The organism is Candidatus Arthromitus sp. SFB-mouse-Japan (assembly GCF_000270205.1).
Classification (GTDB): Bacteria; Bacillota; Clostridia; order Clostridiales; family Clostridiaceae; genus Dwaynesavagella.
The window spans coordinates 1,007,444-1,024,215 of record NC_015913.1 but is presented as its reverse complement, the minus strand read 5'-3'; the positions used below and the strand labels follow the sequence as shown (position 1 = coordinate 1,024,215).

16 protein-coding genes are annotated in these 16,772 nt (G+C 28.8%); 14 read left to right on the top strand and 2 right to left on the bottom strand.

The features are described 5' to 3' along the window. Positions 1–184: 184 nt before the first annotated feature. From spoVAC to holA, 5 genes are all read left to right on the top strand, one after another. On the top strand, positions 185–646 hold the full coding sequence (spoVAC, locus tag SFBM_RS04930) for a stage V sporulation protein AC (RefSeq protein WP_007439929.1): 462 nt from the start codon (positions 185–187) through the stop codon (positions 644–646). Between the two features lie 16 nt (positions 647–662). After that, entirely contained in the window at positions 663–1,688 is a 1,026-nt protein-coding gene (gene spoVAD, locus SFBM_RS04925) for a stage V sporulation protein AD (RefSeq protein ID WP_005805942.1), read from the top strand. Positions 1,689–1,694: 6 nt separating this feature from the next. Further along, positions 1,695–2,057, top strand: a complete 363-nt coding sequence (locus SFBM_RS04920; RefSeq protein ID WP_005805944.1) for a SpoVA/SpoVAEb family sporulation membrane protein — start codon at positions 1,695–1,697, stop codon at positions 2,055–2,057. A gap of 101 nt (positions 2,058–2,158) precedes the next feature. Next, the gene (locus SFBM_RS04915) at positions 2,159–3,838 is read left to right on the top strand and encodes a ComEC/Rec2 family competence protein (RefSeq protein WP_014017977.1); all 1,680 of its coding nucleotides are present in this window, start codon (positions 2,159–2,161) and stop codon (positions 3,836–3,838) included. 7 nt (positions 3,839–3,845) lie between these two features. Then, positions 3,846–4,856 carry a DNA polymerase III subunit delta gene (gene holA, locus SFBM_RS04910; RefSeq protein ID WP_005805949.1) on the top strand — a complete coding sequence of 337 codons (1,011 nt, stop codon included), beginning with the start codon at positions 3,846–3,848 and terminating at the stop codon, positions 4,854–4,856. Positions 4,857–4,890: 34 nt separating this feature from the next. Here holA and rpsT read toward each other — a convergent pair whose 3' ends face one another. After that, positions 4,891–5,157 (bottom strand): 30S ribosomal protein S20, encoded by a 267-nt coding sequence (gene rpsT / locus SFBM_RS04905; RefSeq protein WP_005805951.1) that lies wholly within the window; start codon positions 5,155–5,157, stop codon positions 4,891–4,893. A gap of 156 nt (positions 5,158–5,313) precedes the next feature. Between rpsT and gpr the strand changes: the two genes are divergently transcribed. The 9 genes from gpr to dnaJ all read left to right on the top strand — a co-directional run bounded on the left by gpr (position 5,314) and on the right by dnaJ (position 15,487). Then, positions 5,314–6,261 carry a GPR endopeptidase gene (gpr, locus tag SFBM_RS04900; RefSeq protein WP_005805954.1) on the top strand — a complete coding sequence of 316 codons (948 nt, stop codon included), beginning with the start codon at positions 5,314–5,316 and terminating at the stop codon, positions 6,259–6,261. Positions 6,262–6,336: 75 nt separating this feature from the next. Further along, entirely contained in the window at positions 6,337–7,335 is a 999-nt protein-coding gene (locus SFBM_RS04895) for a stage II sporulation protein P (RefSeq protein WP_005805956.1), read from the top strand. 69 nt (positions 7,336–7,404) lie between these two features. Next, on the top strand, positions 7,405–7,692 hold the full coding sequence (locus SFBM_RS04890; RefSeq protein WP_005805958.1) for a hypothetical protein: 288 nt from the start codon (positions 7,405–7,407) through the stop codon (positions 7,690–7,692). A 92-nt stretch (positions 7,693–7,784) separates the two neighbouring features. Next, positions 7,785–9,593, top strand: coding sequence for a translation elongation factor 4 (lepA, locus tag SFBM_RS04885; protein WP_005805960.1), 1,809 nt, complete (start codon positions 7,785–7,787; stop codon positions 9,591–9,593). A gap of 1 nt (position 9,594) precedes the next feature. Next, positions 9,595–10,722, top strand: coding sequence for a radical SAM family heme chaperone HemW (gene hemW, locus SFBM_RS04880; RefSeq protein ID WP_005805961.1), 1,128 nt, complete (start codon positions 9,595–9,597; stop codon positions 10,720–10,722). A 97-nt stretch (positions 10,723–10,819) separates the two neighbouring features. Continuing rightward, positions 10,820–11,836: a heat-inducible transcriptional repressor HrcA gene (gene hrcA, locus SFBM_RS04875; RefSeq protein ID WP_005805963.1), complete on the top strand. Its 1,017-nt coding sequence runs from the start codon at positions 10,820–10,822 to the stop codon at positions 11,834–11,836. A 31-nt stretch (positions 11,837–11,867) separates the two neighbouring features. Next, positions 11,868–12,419 (top strand): nucleotide exchange factor GrpE, encoded by a 552-nt coding sequence (grpE, locus tag SFBM_RS04870; protein ID WP_005805964.1) that lies wholly within the window; start codon positions 11,868–11,870, stop codon positions 12,417–12,419. 34 nt (positions 12,420–12,453) lie between these two features. Further along, complete coding sequence (dnaK, locus tag SFBM_RS04865) at positions 12,454–14,283, top strand: molecular chaperone DnaK (RefSeq protein WP_007442967.1); 1,830 nt, start codon at positions 12,454–12,456, stop codon at positions 14,281–14,283. Positions 14,284–14,332: 49 nt separating this feature from the next. Next, positions 14,333–15,487, top strand: coding sequence for a molecular chaperone DnaJ (gene dnaJ, locus SFBM_RS04860; RefSeq protein WP_014017976.1), 1,155 nt, complete (start codon positions 14,333–14,335; stop codon positions 15,485–15,487). A gap of 29 nt (positions 15,488–15,516) precedes the next feature. Here dnaJ and SFBM_RS04855 read toward each other — a convergent pair whose 3' ends face one another. Further along, positions 15,517–16,743, bottom strand: a complete 1,227-nt coding sequence (locus SFBM_RS04855; protein ID WP_005805968.1) for a replication-associated recombination protein A — start codon at positions 16,741–16,743, stop codon at positions 15,517–15,519. Between the last annotated feature and the right edge of the window lie 29 nt (positions 16,744–16,772).

The window sequence follows — 16,772 nt, the reverse complement described above, 5'->3', positions numbered from 1 at the left end:
CACAATTAGAAAATTAACTAATTGTATATATAATAATATAAATTTAAACATAATTCAATAAAAATTAATTTTTGAAACTCTTTATTAATGAATATAGTTAACAAAAAAAGTAAAGTATAAAATACTTTAATACACCCATAATATATTTATGTAAGATATTTTGGAGATGTGGAGGGAAAAGAGTTTGAGTTTTGATGAAAAGAAGCTTAGAAAAACTTTCAAAGATTATTCAACAAATAATGAACCAAAACCAAATTATATTAAGAGATTTGCTATGGCATTTATTGTTGGTGGGTTATTTTGCATATTGGGTGAATTCTTATTCAAGATGTATGCTAATTACATATCAGACGAACTTCAAGTGAGAGCACTGGGATCTATAACAATGATATTTATAGGATCATTCTTAACAGGGATTGGTATGTATGATAAAATTGCAAACTTTGCAGGGGCTGGAAGTATAGTACCGATAACTGGATTTGCTAATGCTGTGACTTCTCCAGCTATAGAGTTTAAAAAAGAAGGTGTTGTATTTGGGACTTGTGTAAAGATGTTTACAATAGCTGGATCTGTAATAGCTTTTGGGGTTACTTCATCTGTTTTAGTAGGATTTATATATTTTGTTTTTAGCAAATTTATAGGTTAGATGAGAGGGATAAGTTATGGATAATACTAAACGAATTGGTAGGCAAACAGTTGAATTAAAGAATAGACCAAAAATTATATCTGCAACTAGTGTAGTGGGACCTAAAGAGGGCGAGGGACCTCTCGGATCTTATTTTGATATTACACTTAAAGATGATAAGAATGGTAAAGAAACTTATGAAAAAGCAGAGTCAAGCATTTTATACACTTCAATTACAGAAAGTATAAAGAAAGGAAATTTAACCGAAGATGATATTGACTATTTGTTGTGTGGGGATTTACAGAATCAAATAACATCCTCAAATTTTGCAGCTCGTGAAATAAAAATACCTTTTATAGGATTGTATGGTGCTTGTTCAACATTTTCTCTGTCTTTAGGATTGGGGGCAATGTTTATTGATGGAGGATTTGCTGATTATGTTGTAACTGGAGCATCATCTCATTTTAGTTCTGCAGAGAGGCAATTTAGGTTTCCATTGGAATATGGGAGTCAAAGGGCAATAACGTCACAGTGGACTGTTACTGGGGCGGGTACAGTTCTTCTTGGAAGAGAAGGGAATTATCCAGAGATTACGCATATAACAACAGGTAAAGTTAAGGATTATGGAGTTAAAGATGTGAATAATATGGGTGCAGCTATGGCTCCATCAGCAGTAGATACGATTTACACGCATCTTCAGGACACTGGAAGAGATCCAAGTTACTATGATTGCATTGCTACAGGGGATCTAGGAAAATTTGGAAGAAAGGTCACAGAAACTATGCTTAAAGATTTGGGTTATGATGTTTCGAAAATGTATGTAGATTGCGGTGAAAGTATTTATGATAATGGAAGGCAAGATACTTGTTCGGGAGGAAGTGGATGTGGATGCTCTGCTTCAGTTTTTACAGGTTATTTTTATAAGCAATTACTAGAGGGTAAAATTAGTAAAATACTTATAATTTCTACTGGTGCATTAATGAGTCCAACAACTTCGTTTCAAGGTGAAAGTGTGCCTGGAATAGCACATGCTGTTGCCATAGAATTTAATAACAGGGGATGATATAGTATGAATTATTTGTGGAGTTTTTTGCTTGGTGGAATTATATGCGGTATCAGTCAGATTTTTATGGATAAATTTAAAATATTGCCAGCATATATTTTGGTTTTCATGGTTTGTCTTGGGAATATTTTATCATTATTTCCTGGATATGATTTTTTGATAAAGAAGGCAACAGGTGGAGCCTGTATACCCATAATAGGATTTGGTTATAGTTTAGGAACTTCTGTTATTGAAAAAGTTAAAGAGTGTGGGCTTTTTGGGGTGATAACTGGAGGACTTAGTGGAGTGTCTGCTGGGATAACTTTTGCCATCTTTATATCTTTTATATTTTCGTTTATATTTACAGCTAAGACTAAATCTTTAAAATAAATAAATAACCTTTGGAAGTATTTTCTGGAGGTTTATTTTTTTGAATAAATGAGCTGAAAATTTGGAATTATCATAATAAATAATAGAAGGATATTTGATTTATGAGATTTTTTGTTTATTGTTTTACCGTAATAGCATTGTCTAATTTATTAGGAATCCAATTAATGAAAAATGATTTTATATCATTTGGATTTATATTACTTATGCTAATTACATTTTTACTCAAAAACTTAATATATAAATTTTTTAAATTAACTCTAATTATAGTGAGTGTAGTTAGTTTTTTTAACATACTATCATATTATTCCAGTAATCAAGAGATCATATCTAGTAAAAATTTTAGAGTAGCACAAAAATTATCGAAAGATATAGTTGTATCTTCAAGAAATATAAAACCTAAAAAATATTTGATTAGAGATTTTGGTAATATAGATGAAGTTGAGATTGGAATGATTTTAAATTTAAATGGGAAAGTGAAAAAAGATAATTATTATGATATTGGGGTAGTTGGAGAGATAACTGATTACAATATCAATTCGTATAAAAATGATTTTTATTCTGTTTTCATTGGAATGAGATCAATTATAAGGGATTTATTTATAGGAAGTTTTGGAATTGAACGGGGGAATATATTGTCGAGCTTATTGTTCGGCGATACTTCAGAGTTGGACAAGGATTATAAAAATGATTTAAAAGAGCTCGGTATTATACATATTTTGAGTGTGTCAGGTTTTCACATTAATTTAATTTTTGGTATTTTATTTAAAATATTAAGTTTTTTACCTTCTATTTTGGTGACATTTATATATTTAATGTTTACTGGATTTAAGGTGTCAGGAATAAGAGCGTTTTCTATGGTGTTTATTAAGGAAATGTCACATAGAGTACATAAGAATTATGATGGGATTAATGCATTGTGTGTAGCTGGAAGTTTTATATTATTTATAAGACCATATGAGATTTTGAGTCTAGGGTTTATATATTCATTTTTATCCACTCTTGGAATTTTATTATTTAATAGGAAGATAAAGGATTATTTATATAGGCTTCCCAAATTTTTATGTGAATCTATTTCACTAATACTTAGTGCTCAAGTTTTTATTATACCCCTTAATTTAATTATAAATAAGAAGTTGGAGCTAGGATTTATGTTTTCGAATATATTACTAGTTTCATTTTATAGTTTGCTAGTAATTTTAGGTGTTATATTTATATTTTTTAATTTTGTGCCACTGCTTAGGGAGATTATTGTTTACTTAACAAAACTTATTTTTGATATAATTGATGGGGGAATTATTTTGATAAAGATGGTTACTCCAGAAGGTATATACTTAATGAACAGTTTAATTATTTTTATAATTTTATTGTATGTGTTATATTTTATGAAAAATAAGATTTCATTTAAAGCTTTTAATAATTTAGTAGTTATATTATTATTTGTTTATATTGGGTTTATTACAACGGTTAACTCTAGCGTAGAGATAGGAAAATATTACGATAAAAATTATGCGATAATTAGAGATAAATCTAGAAGTTATTTGTACTTAGATGGGAATTTGAAGGATACAGACAAGCTAATTGATAAACTTGGTGTAGATAAGGTTTTTACTAATGTTAATGATAAACAGAATTTATTTTTAAATAGTATGGTTAAGGTAGAATTTAAAAATAATAATGTTATTTTACATATTAATGGGAAAAGGATAGAAGTAGATAATATAGAAGATAACTTTAAGTATTATTCTGATATTTATCCACAAAAATATTATTTTATGTTTTAGGAGTTGTATGTTAGATTACGATTTGTTGATGAAAGAAGTAAGTAATATAAAAAATTGTTATTTTATTTATAGCTATGATGCAAAGCTTGTTAAAAATTTTTTGGAGAGTATAGAGAAGAAGTTAATATTACGAGATCTTAAACAATTTAATTATATTAATATGAAATTTGATAATAGTTTTGATATAAATTATTTTTTTGAATGTTGTGATACAATTCCGATGATGCAGGATAAAAAAGTGATAGTTATTGAGAATTCATTATTTTTAAGGAATGATTATGATAATAAGGAGTTTATTTCAAAACTTAAAGAGTATCTCGGAAATTTACCATCGTATTGTATTATAGTTTTTTATTATGTATTTGAAAATAAAGATAAGAATAAGGATAATTTAAAGATATTCTCCAAATTTGGTCAGGTTTGTAATATACAAGAATTAAAGGGCGATAATTTTTATAGAGAAGTTTCTAAAATTTTTTTATCAAATAAAGTTAATATAAGTAAAAACCTTATTATATATTTTTGTTCTATAATTGTAAATGATTTTTTTTACATAGAAAATGAAATTAAGAAATTGAAATTTTTTGTGGATGAAAGGGAAGTAACTAGGAAGGATATAGATGATATTATACCTAAAAGTTTGGAGAATAATGTTTTTGTACTTATAAATAATGTTTTGGATAAGAATTTAAATAAATCTATGGTAAGCTTTAGGGAACTTATACTTAGTGGAAATGATTTTAATTACATATTTAGTATGCTTAGTAATCAATTTTCTAAATTTTTAGATGTGAAACTTTTGTTGGAAGAAGGATTTAGTTTTGAGGATATAATGAAAAAAACAAGAATTAATCAATATAGTTTAAATAATTTTATTAAATTATCAAAAAAATATAGTTTAAAAAATATTATGGATGTTATTGATGCTTTCCTAGATCTAGAATATAAAATTAGAATATCGACAGATGTTGATCCACTTTTAGAATTTGAAATTCTACTTATTTCAGTATGTAGATAATTAAAAAACCTAATACCAATTGGTATTAGGTTTTTTAAGTTTGAGCTTTATTCAATTTTATAGCTAAATTAGATTTTTTCCTAGCTGCCTTATTTCTATGTAAAATTCCTTTAGATGCAGCCATATCTAATGCTTTTGTAACTTGTGATAATTCAGATTTTGCTGATTCTATATCACTATTTTTTAAACAAGTTTCAAACTTTTTAATAGCAGTTTTTAACGCAGACTTAACCATTTGATTCCTTAGAGTCTTAGCTTGAGTAACTTTAATCCTCTTTTTAGCTGATTTAATATTTGCCATATCTTTTCACCATCCTTTTATATCGAACACAAATAACGTCAACATAATATCATTATTTTAAAATAAATTCAAGTCATAATTAAATAATTTAAGAAATTTTACACAGAATAAGAAAGTGTAGTTTTTAAAAATGTCTACAAAATAAGGAGACAAGTTATGGTTAAAGATAGAGCAGCAGAAAATGATTTAAATAAGATTTTTGAAGGAAATCCCAATATAGATTTTAAGCAAGTTGAAGATTCGAATGTAAAAATATCTAATATAAGAATTAAAAATAAATATGGCGAGGAACTTCTTGGGAAGAAGATAGGATATTATTCAACCTTAGAATTGCCAAAATTAACATATTATGATGTTGAAATGATGGACAAGATTAGTTTAATATTTGGAAGAGTATTAAAAGAGTTTATTTCCATGGATTCAAATAAAACAGCACTTGTTGTGGGACTAGGAAATTGGAATGTAACATCGGATTCTCTTGGACCTAAAGTTATATCTAAGTTGTTTGTGACAAGACACCTTAAAGAATTTATGCCACAGTCTATTGAAGATGATATTTCATCTGTATGTGCTGTTTCGCCAGGTGTACTAGGAACTACAGGGATAGAAACTAGTGAAATAGTAAAATCTCTTGTTGATAAAATTAAACCTGATTATGTTATATGCGTGGATTCTCTGGCTGCAAGAAAAGTATCGAGACTTAATACAACTATACAGGTAGGTAGTACAGGCATAAATCCGGGTGCAGGAGTGAACAACCATAGGATTCCTCTTAATGAAGAAACTTTAGGTGTGCCAGTTATCGGTATAGGTATACCGACAGTTGTTGACTCTCTTACGATTGTTAGTGACAGTGTTAATTCTATTTTAGATAATATAATAGGAGATATAGGTAATAAATATATAGAAAAAAAACTCATAGATATAAACCAAAGAATGAAGATAATACGTAAGACATTGTCTCTTTCTATGGGCGAAATGATAGTAACACCTAAGGATGTTGATGCTGTGATAGAATCGATGTCTAAGATGATTGCTATGGGTATAAATATAGCATTGCATCCCAATCTTGACATAGATAAATTGAATAAATTTATAAATTAAAAAATAAAAATTTAGAGAAAAAGATAATAAAATATTACCCCCTTCATATATTTTTTATATAGGGGGTTAATTTAGATGCAATTGATAAAAAGAGATAAGATTAACTTAAGAGATTTTAAAATAATAGGGATTGTAACATTAATTTCTATTATTATTTTGTGGATAATACTGAAAGTTTATATAATATATTTTAATATATCAGGAAATTTTAATTATGCTTATAGTTCGATATTAAAGAATAATTACATACCTTTTTGGGATAGTGAGTATTTTGAAAATTCCAAGGAAGCATTTATTAAAGATGTGAAATATGTGTTGGGAATTGATATATTAAATCCTATTTCTATAATTGAGAAGGAGGTAAATATTTTAAATTCAACTAACATTGATGAAGGTAATTTATCATCTAATATGTATAATAATTCATCTGAAAATTTAAATACGAATGATAGGATAGCAAATGGAATTATTAACTCGAATAATACTAAGAAGAGGATACTGATATATCACACACACACAACAGAAGCATTTAAACCTGCTCAAAACGATTCATTTTATGAACAATATAATATTGTAGGTGTGGGAGATGTTCTTAAAAGAGAACTTGAGAAAAATTATAATATCGAGGTTATACATGATAAAACTATACATAATACGAGCTACTTAGAAAGTTATAAAAGATCCGGAGAAACATTGGATAAATATTTATCTGAAATTGAAGATTTTGATTTGATATTAGATTTACATAGAGATTCTTTGGATAATAAAAATTTAGTTACCACGGATATAGATGGTAAGAGTGTTGCAAAGATAATGTGTGTCGTTGCTAAAAATAATCCTAATTATTTGGATAACGAAGAACTTGCAATGGATTTAACGAGTTTAGCAAATGATTTATATCCTGGATTTGCAAGGAGTGTTTTTTATTATGAAAGAGGAAGTAATGCATTTAATCAGACTAAGTCCTCTAAGTTAGCCTTAATTGAGATGGGTGCTCAACTTAATACTATGGAGGAAGCTATAAATTCAGCAAAATTATTATCAAATGTTATAGGGGAATATTTAGCTCAATAATATAAAAAATAGAATAATATATAAAGAAAATTGACATCATCTAAATAAAACTATTTAGGTGGTGTTATTTTGTTTTTTAAAAGAAGAAATCTTAAATATATCTTTGGAATTTTTTTGTTCATCTTTGTTTTTAGTGCAGGCTTTGTAAAGATTAATGTTGTATATTCTTCTACAGGAATTGTAAATAGTGTTAGAGAGGTTCAGGAAAATAGAACAAATGAAGATAGTTTAAACATAACAACATTTGATGATCAAGCGTTAATAAGTATTTACAAAGAAAGTTATGGATATGATGTGATTTTAAGGATAAAGGGAGAAGAAAAAATTTTTAGTTTAAAGTTCCCTTGGAAGAGATAGAAAATTCATATCAAATTAAGGAGTGTTAATTTCTACAATTATATTTTATAATTTATAAATGTATATTTAATTAATTTGTAGGTGATTTTTAGATGAACAATAAAAAACAAGATAATATACGTAATTTCTGTATTATAGCACATATAGATCATGGTAAATCAACTTTAGCTGATAGATTGATAGAGATTACCGGAACTTTGACAAAGAGAGAGATGGAAGCTCAAGTTTTAGACAATATGGAACTAGAGAAAGAGAGAGGTATAACTATTAAATCTCAGGCTGTAAGGCTTATATATACAAGTCCAGTTGATAATGAAGAATACATATTAAATTTGATAGATACTCCTGGTCATGTTGATTTTAATTATGAGGTCTCCAGAAGTTTAGCCGCTTGTGAAGGTGCGATACTTGTTGTTGATGCTAGTCAGGGAATTCAGGCACAAACTTTAGCAAATTGTTATTTAGCCTCTGATGCTGGACTCGAGGTTGTACCAGTCTTGAATAAAGTTGATTTACCTAGTCAGAGAACTGAGGAAGTAAGAGAAGAAATAGAAGATATTATAGGTATAGAGGCACAAGATGCTCCTGCTATATCTGCTAAAACAGGATTAAATATAGGGGATGTTTTGGAAACTATAGTTAGAAAAATACCTAAACCTAGGGGAAATATTAATGCTCCATTGAAAGCACTTGTGTTTGATTCAATGTATGATTCTTATAGAGGTGTAATCTGTTATATAAGAGTAAAAGAAGGGTATATAAAACCTCAAATGAAGATTAGATTTATGTTCTCTAATAAAGAATATGAGGTTACAGAGGTGGGTATTTTTACGCCAAGTTATAAATCTATAGATTTATTACAGGCTGGAGAAGTTGGATATGTGACAGCAGCTATAAAAAATGTAAAAGATGCTAGAGTGGGGGATACTATAACATCTATTGAAAATCCGGCTAGTGAGCCTTTAGAGGGGTATAAGTCCGCAATACCGACAGTTTTTAGTGGCATATATCCAATAGTTGGAGATAAATATGATGAACTTAAAGAGGCTTTGGAGAAATTGCAATTAAATGATGCTGCATTGATTTTTGAACCTGAGACATCATTAGCATTAGGATTTGGATTTAGATGTGGATTTTTAGGTTTATTACATATGGAAATAGTACAAGAAAGATTAGAGCGTGAGTTTAATTTAGACATAATAATAACAGCACCATCTGTTATTTATAAAGTTAATAAGACATCAGGAAATATTGTAGAAATTACAAACCCGTATAATATGCCTAAGTCAACAGAGGTTGAGTCTACAGAAGAACCGATAGTTAACGCTACAATAATAACTCCTTCAGAATTTGTTGGAGGTGTTATGGAATTGTGCCAAGGAAGACGTGCTAATTTTATTGATATGCAGTATTTAGATACAACAAGAGTGATTTTAAAATATGTGATGCCTCTAAATGAAATAATATATGATTTTTTTGATACATTAAAATCGAAAACAAAAGGATATGCTTCATTTGATTATGAATTGAGCGGATATCAGAAAACCAAATTGGTTAAATTGGATATTTTGTTAAATGGTAATCCTGTTGATGCTTTGTCCATGATAGTTCCGCAAGAGAAAGCGTATCAGAGAGGAAAAAATATTGTGGATAAGTTAAAAACTATTATACCTAGGCAGTTATTTGAGATACCTATACAGGCAGCTATCGGAGCCAAGATAATTGCTCGTGAGACAGTTAAAGCAGTTAGAAAAGATGTGTTATCTAAATGTTATGGCGGTGATATAACTAGAAAGAAGAAATTGCTTGAAAAGCAGAAAGAAGGCAAGAAAAGGATGAGACAGGTTGGATCAGTTGAAATACCGCAAGAGGCTTTCATATCTGTTTTAAAGGTAGATTAAAATGATCGGTCTTTATATTCACATACCTTTTTGTGCTAGTAAGTGTTATTATTGCGATTTTACATCTTATATTAGAAGTGAACATTTGATTGATGAATATATAAGTGCGTTATTATTAGAATTAGATTTATACAAGCATGAAAAATTCGATACTATATTTATTGGTGGAGGTACACCTAGTTATCTTAATGATAAGCAGTTAGAAAAATTATTAAAGGGTATAAGTGATAGATGTGATTTAAATAGGATTTTAGAATTTACAATTGAATGTAATCCTGGAACTTTGACTTATAGTAAACTGAAAATTATGGAATGCTATGGAATAGATAGATTGAGTATAGGATTACAGAGTGCCAATTTGTCTACATTAAATTTTATTGGTAGAACTCATTCGTTTGATGATTTTGAAAAAAGCATAAATTACGCACAAAATGTTGGTTTTGAAAATTTGAATGTAGACCTAATTTATGGGATACCTAATGAAAAATTATATGATTATGAAGTTACATTGCAGAGAATAATTCAATATGATTTGTCCCATATTTCTGCATATAGTTTAATATTAGAGAAGAATACTAAATTTTACAATATGTATAAAAAAGGGAATTTTGTTGAGAGCGATGAAGATATTCAAATAGATATGTATAAATACACTAAGTATTTTTTAGAGTTGAATGGATTTGAACAATATGAAGTTTCGAATTATTCTAAATATAATAAATCTTGTTTACATAATTTGATATATTGGAATTTTAATGATTATATAGGTATAGGAGTTTCTGCTCATTCATTTTATAAAAATGTGCGTTTTGAAAATACGAAGAATATAAGTACATATATAGAGATGCTTAAAAAAAATAACAAACTTATTTATGAAAATGTTTATAATAATTCGTTTGTTGATAATATTGAAGAATACATAATGCTAGGTTTAAGGAAAATAAGGGGAATATCTTTAGAAGATTTTAACACTAGATTTGATTCGAGTTTTCTTTCCGTATTTGGTGAAGTTGTTAATAAGTATAAAAAGAATGGATTAATGGATGTTGTAGATAAAATGGTTTTTATAACAAATGAAGGAATGATCTTAATGAATTTAATTTTAAAAGATTTTATGGGAAAGTTATAAATAAAAAAATTTGACAAATTCCATTTAAAATGTTATTTTATTTTCAAGCCATTAGCACTCTTGGATATGGAGTGCTAATAAAGAGAGGTTAATTATTATGAATGAGAGAAAAAGTAAAATATTATATTCAATAATTCAGGATTTTATATATACAGGTGAGCCGGTAGGATCAAGAACGTTATCTAGGAAGTACAATTTAGGGATAAGTTCGGCAACTATTAGGAACGAAATGTCGGATTTAGAGGAATTAGGATTTTTAGAGCAGGTTCATATTTCTTCTGGTAGAAGACCCTCAAATAAAGGGTACAGATTATATGTAGATAAGTTAATGAAACCAAAACAAATTAGTAATGAGGAAAAAAAATATATTGAATCTAATTTGTTAAATTTGGATTTATTTGACTTTGAAAATATTTTAAAATCTAAATTATCTCTCATTTCTAAATTGACAAATTTGGCTTGTGTATTAAAAATACCATCAGTAATTGAAAATTCCATAAAATCAATTGAGTTTATTGAAATAAGTACATATAGTCTATTGGCTGTTATTATCACCAATGAAGGTATTATAAGAAATAATATTATTAAGTTAAATAGAATTATAGATCATAAAAGTATTAGTGTAATTAATAAAATAATTAATGATCATTGTATTTCGCGTAGATTTGAAGATATAGACTTGGATTTGGTATGGGAATCTGTACAATGTTTAAATTTAGATAGGAATATATTTGATCAATTAATTTTAATCTTACGTAATTTGTTTATGTACGATACTGAGGCTAGTTACTATTTTGAAGGAATTGATAACATTTTGAGTTATCCGGAGTTTAATAGCATTGATAAAGTAAGAGAATTAGTATGTTTTTTTAATAATATCAATAGATTTAATGGTTTGCTTAATTGTGACTGTGGTAATAATATCCAGATTAAGATTGGAGAAGAAAATAGTATAGAAGAGGCTAAAAATTACAGTGTTGTTTTAGGTAATTGTATAAGAAATGGGAAAGTATTAGGAACTATAGGGATAATAGGTCTTACAAGAATGGATTATGCTAAAATAGTAACAATGGTCAAATTTTTAATAGATTTTATAAATACAAATATTGATTAAAAGTCTAGTGTTACGGAGGTGTTAATTAAAAATGATAGAAGAAAATAATGTATCGTCAGAAGAAAATGATATGGAGTCAGAAGAAAAAAATCAAAATTTAGAAGATGAGTGTCAATGTAACAATATAGATGAACTTGATATGTTAAAAAAAGAAAATGAAGGATTGAAATCAGAGGTTGATTCTTTAAAGGATAAGATATTGAGAATTAGTGCAGAGTATGATAATTATAGGAAGAGAAGTACACGAGAGAAGAGTGAGTTATATAGTAATTCTTGTGTGGATATAATATCTGAAGTTTTACCTATATTAGATAACCTGGAGAGAGCTAATTCTGCCAGTGCTGATATGGATTCACTTAAACAAGGAATCAATATGGTAATTAAATTATTTAATACTACTTTAGAAAAGATGGATGTCAAAGAAATAGATTGCAAATCTAGATTTGATCCAAATTTGCATGAAGCTGTAATGCATATAAATGATGAGAATTTAGAAAAGAATACTATAGTAGAAGTTTTACAAAAAGGATATATGATAAAAGATAAAATTATAAGGCATAGTATGGTTAAGGTTGCCAATTAAGAGACAAAAAATAAGTTTAATTTGGAGGTTTATTATGGGAAAAGTTATAGGTATTGATTTAGGAACAACTAATTCATGTGTTGCTGTAATGGAAGGTGGAGAGCCAGTTGTAATTCCTAATTCTGAGGGTGGAAGGACTACTCCTTCAGTAGTTTCATTTCAAAATAATGGAGAGAGGTTAGTAGGTCAAGTTGCTAAGAGGCAGGCGATTACTAATCCTGATAAAACAATTATCTCTATCAAGAGACATATGGGAACAGATTATAAAGTTGATATAGATGGTAAAAAATATTCTCCACAGGAAATATCATCAATGGTTCTTCAAAAAATTAAGTTGGATGCGGAAGCATATTTAGGGGAAAAAGTTACTCAAGCAGTAATAACAGTTCCTGCCTATTTTAATGATAGTCAGAGGCAAGCAACAAAGGATGCTGGTAAAATAGCTGGTCTTGAAGTGTTGAGGATAATAAATGAACCAACAGCAGCTTCACTAGCTTACGGGATTGATAAGACATCAACTCAGGAAAAGATTTTAGTATATGATTTAGGTGGAGGTACATTTGACGTATCTATATTGGAACTTGGAGATGGTGTGTTTGAAGTTCTTGCAACTAATGGAGATACATTTTTAGGTGGAGATGATTTTGATCAAAAGATAATTGATTTTATAGCAGATGATTTTAAATCCAATAATAGTATAGATTTAAGAAATGATAAAATGGCGCTTCAAAGGTTAAAGGAGGCTGCTGAGAAAGCGAAGATTGAGCTTTCATCTTCACAACAAACTAATATAAATTTACCATTTATAACAGCTGATGCTACAGGACCAAAGCATATTGATTTGCAATTATCAAGAGCTAAATTCAATGAGATAACGTTGGATCTTGTGAATAGAACTTTAGAACCAATGAAAAAAGCACTTCAAGATGCTGGATTGCAAATTGGAGATATAAATAAAGTTGTGTTGGTTGGTGGATCTACTAGAATTCCTGCTATACAAGATGCAGTAAAGAATTTTACAGGGAAAGAACCATCAAAGGGAGTTAATCCTGATGAATGTGTAGCGGTTGGAGCAGCTATACAAGGTGGTATATTGGCTGGTGATTATGAAAATTCTGGTTTGTTATTATTAGATGTTACACCTCTTAGTTTAGGAATTGAAACTTTAGGAGGAGTATCTACAATTATTATAGAGAGGAATACTACAATACCTGTAACTAAGAGCCAAGTTTTCTCTACAGCAGCAGATAATCAAACATCTGTTGAAATACACATTGTTCAAGGTGAAAGACAAATGGCTGTAGATAATAAGACTCTAGGAAGATTTACTTTATCTGGTATACCACCAGCGCCAAGAGGGGTACCTCAAATAGAAGTTACTTATGATATTGATGCAAATGGTATTGTTAAAGTAAGTGCTATGGATAAAGCATCAGGTAAAAAGGCGGATATAACAATAACTGCTACAACTAATTTAAGTGATGATGAAATAGATAAGGCAGTTAAAGAAGCAGAAAAGTATGCTGAAGAAGATAAAAAACGTAAAGAGTCTATAGAAATTAGAAATACCGCTGAAAGTTCTGTTTATCAAATGGAAAATGCATTGAAAGAGTTTGGAGAAAAAGTAAGTAATGAAGAAAAAACAGATATAGAGACTAAATTAAATTCACTTAAGGAAGCTTTAAAAGGTGATGATTTAGAGTTGATTAAAAAGAGTCAAGAAGAATTAACTCAAGCATTTTATGCATTATCTAGTAAAATGTATCAGCAAGACCCAAATGTTGCAGGAACGGAAGGGACAACAAATACTGAAAATCAACAAACATATGAAGCAAAAGATTATAAAGTAGAGGATAATAATTAATAATTATATTTTATGTACCATAATTTTTGGTAATAAACTGAGGTGATGTATGTCTAATAAGAATTACTATGAAGTTTTAGGGGTTAGTAGTAATGCTTCAGAGTCAGAAATAAAGAGTGCCTTTAAAAAACAGGCTATAAAGTATCATCCAGATAGAAATAAGGGTAATGCTGAGGCTGAAAAAAAGTTTAAGGAAATAAATGAAGCATATCAGGTTTTAAGTGATAGTAGTAAAAGGGCTAGTTATGATAGAGTAGGGCATGATGCTTATACAAAAGGAGCTAGCTATGGATCTTCTTCAGCTGGTGGTGGATTTGAAGGATTCGATATGGATTTTGATTTAGGCGATATATTTTCTAGTTTTTTCACCGGAGGAGGATTTGGTGGAGGAAGATCTAAGAGAGGTCCTAAACCAGGAGAAGATTTAGAATATAGATTGACACTAACATTTGATGAGGCAGTTTTTGGATGTACCAAGGATATATTTATAAGACGTAAAGATAGATGTGGTACATGTTCTGGGACAGGAAGTAAAACAGGAACTGATAGGACTACATGCGATAAATGCCATGGAAGTGGTCAGATAAAGGTTCAGAGAAATACTCCATTTGGAAGTATGGTATCTATGACTACTTGTTCAAAATGTTCTGGTGTAGGGAAGATTAACTTAAATCCATGTGCTACGTGTAGAGGCAGTGGTAAAGTTAATACCGAGAAGAAGATAACTATTGACATACCTAGAGGGATTGATACTGGTCAGGTGATATCAATGAGGGGTGAAGGAGAGGTTGGAGATCTTGGTGCACCTTCTGGAGATTTATATATTGCTATAAATGTAATGAGTAGTAATAAATTTAAACGCAAGGATAATGATATTTTTACTGATCATCATATACCTATTTGGATTGCTATACTTGGTGGGGATAGTGTTATTGAAACACTTGATGGTGAACATAAAATAAATATTAAAGAAGGTACTCAATCAGGTACTGTTCATGTATTGAAAGGTAAAGGTGTTTATAAAGTTAACTCGAATTTTAGAGGAGAACATCATGTTAGAATAGTAGTAGATGTTCCTAGTGTTCATAATGATAGCCAACGGCAAGCTGTCGAATTGATGAGGGAGGCTTATGAAGGAAGTCAAGAACATTATACTGAAAGAAAGCAAGATAGTAAGAAGAAGGGTTTTAAGAAATTTTTCTAAAATGAAGCAGGTAGTCTATTTTATGCTACCTACTTTATTTTTTGCCAAAAATCTTTAATGGATTGTTCAAATTTATTATTACCATAATTATAGTAAATTTTGTCTTTAAGTTTATGTGGGAGATAGTCTTGTTTGATATAATTATTAGGATAGTCATGAGGATAAAGGTATTTGGTTTTTTCATTTATTTTATTGTTTGAATAGTTTGAACATAAGTACGAAGGAATTTCTATTTGATTTTTTTTAACATCTTCTAATGCTCTATTTATGGCTAAATATGCTGTGTTTGATTTTGGGGATGTGGCTAGTAATATTGTTGCTTGTGAAAGTGGTATTTTTGCTTCGGGAAATCCAAGCATTATGGCAGAGTCAATACATGATTTAACAATGGAGATTGCTTGAGGGTATGCTAAACCTATGTCTTCTGATGCTATTACGAGCAATCTTCTACAGATAGAGTTTAAGTCACCGGATTCTATTAGTAATGAAAGTGCTATTGATGCTGCATTTGGATCTGATCCTCTTATTGATTTTTGTAAATAGCTTAAATTATTATATAAATTGTCTTTATTTTTGATACTTAGATTCACTGTGGATTGAGATAGCGATTCTATTTTATCCATAGTTATGCTTATATTTGGATTAAATGTAATTGTGCATAATTCCAAGATGTTTAATGCCTTTCTAAGATCGCCATTAGATATGTTTGCGATATATTTTATACTCTCTTCGTTAAATTCATAATCTTTAAAATTTTCATCGATAACGTTTATTAATTTGTTTTTAATATCAGAGCTAGTTAATGGTTTAAAATTGATTAGGATACATCTGCTAATAATTGAGTCTACAATTGAAAAATTTATGTTTTCGGTTGTGCTACCTATTAATGTTATGTATCCATTTTCAATGAATTCTAAAATGATCTGTTGTTGTTTTTTTGAAAGGAAGTGAAGTTCATCTATAAATAAGATAATACCGTTGTGTTCTGAAAGATTGTAAGTTTCTTTTATTATTTGCTTTATTTGATCAGTATTTGTTATTGTTCCATTTAGTTTATAGAATGATTTATTACATTGTTTAGAAAGAATGTTTGCTAAAGATGTTTTTCCAGTTCCAGGTGGTCCATATATTATCATATTTGGTATTTTTTTTGATTTAATGATGCTACTTATAATTTTATTTTTACCTATTAAATGTGATTGTCCAACAAAATCTTCGATTTTTTCAGGTCTAATTTTATCAGCTAATGGTTTCATGTTATCCTCCAAACAAAAATAAAAAATAT

Coding starts and splice junctions, on each gene's coding strand:
- spoVAD (WP_005805942.1), top strand. CDS start 663: ATGGATAATACTAAACGAATTGGTAGGCAAACAGTTGAATTAAAGAAT.
- SFBM_RS04920 (WP_005805944.1), top strand. CDS start 1,695: ATGAATTATTTGTGGAGTTTTTTGCTTGGTGGAATTATATGCGGTATC.
- SFBM_RS04915 (WP_014017977.1), top strand. CDS start 2,159: ATGAGATTTTTTGTTTATTGTTTTACCGTAATAGCATTGTCTAATTTA.
- holA (WP_005805949.1), top strand. CDS start 3,846: ATGTTAGATTACGATTTGTTGATGAAAGAAGTAAGTAATATAAAAAAT.
- rpsT (WP_005805951.1), bottom strand. CDS start 5,157: ATGGCAAATATTAAATCAGCTAAAAAGAGGATTAAAGTTACTCAAGCT.
- gpr (WP_005805954.1), top strand. CDS start 5,314: ATGGTTAAAGATAGAGCAGCAGAAAATGATTTAAATAAGATTTTTGAA.
- SFBM_RS04895 (WP_005805956.1), top strand. CDS start 6,337: ATGCAATTGATAAAAAGAGATAAGATTAACTTAAGAGATTTTAAAATA.
- lepA (WP_005805960.1), top strand. CDS start 7,785: ATGAACAATAAAAAACAAGATAATATACGTAATTTCTGTATTATAGCA.
- hemW (WP_005805961.1), top strand. CDS start 9,595: ATGATCGGTCTTTATATTCACATACCTTTTTGTGCTAGTAAGTGTTAT.
- hrcA (WP_005805963.1), top strand. CDS start 10,820: ATGAATGAGAGAAAAAGTAAAATATTATATTCAATAATTCAGGATTTT.
- grpE (WP_005805964.1), top strand. CDS start 11,868: ATGATAGAAGAAAATAATGTATCGTCAGAAGAAAATGATATGGAGTCA.
- dnaK (WP_007442967.1), top strand. CDS start 12,454: ATGGGAAAAGTTATAGGTATTGATTTAGGAACAACTAATTCATGTGTT.
- dnaJ (WP_014017976.1), top strand. CDS start 14,333: ATGTCTAATAAGAATTACTATGAAGTTTTAGGGGTTAGTAGTAATGCT.
- SFBM_RS04855 (WP_005805968.1), bottom strand. CDS start 16,743: ATGAAACCATTAGCTGATAAAATTAGACCTGAAAAAATCGAAGATTTT.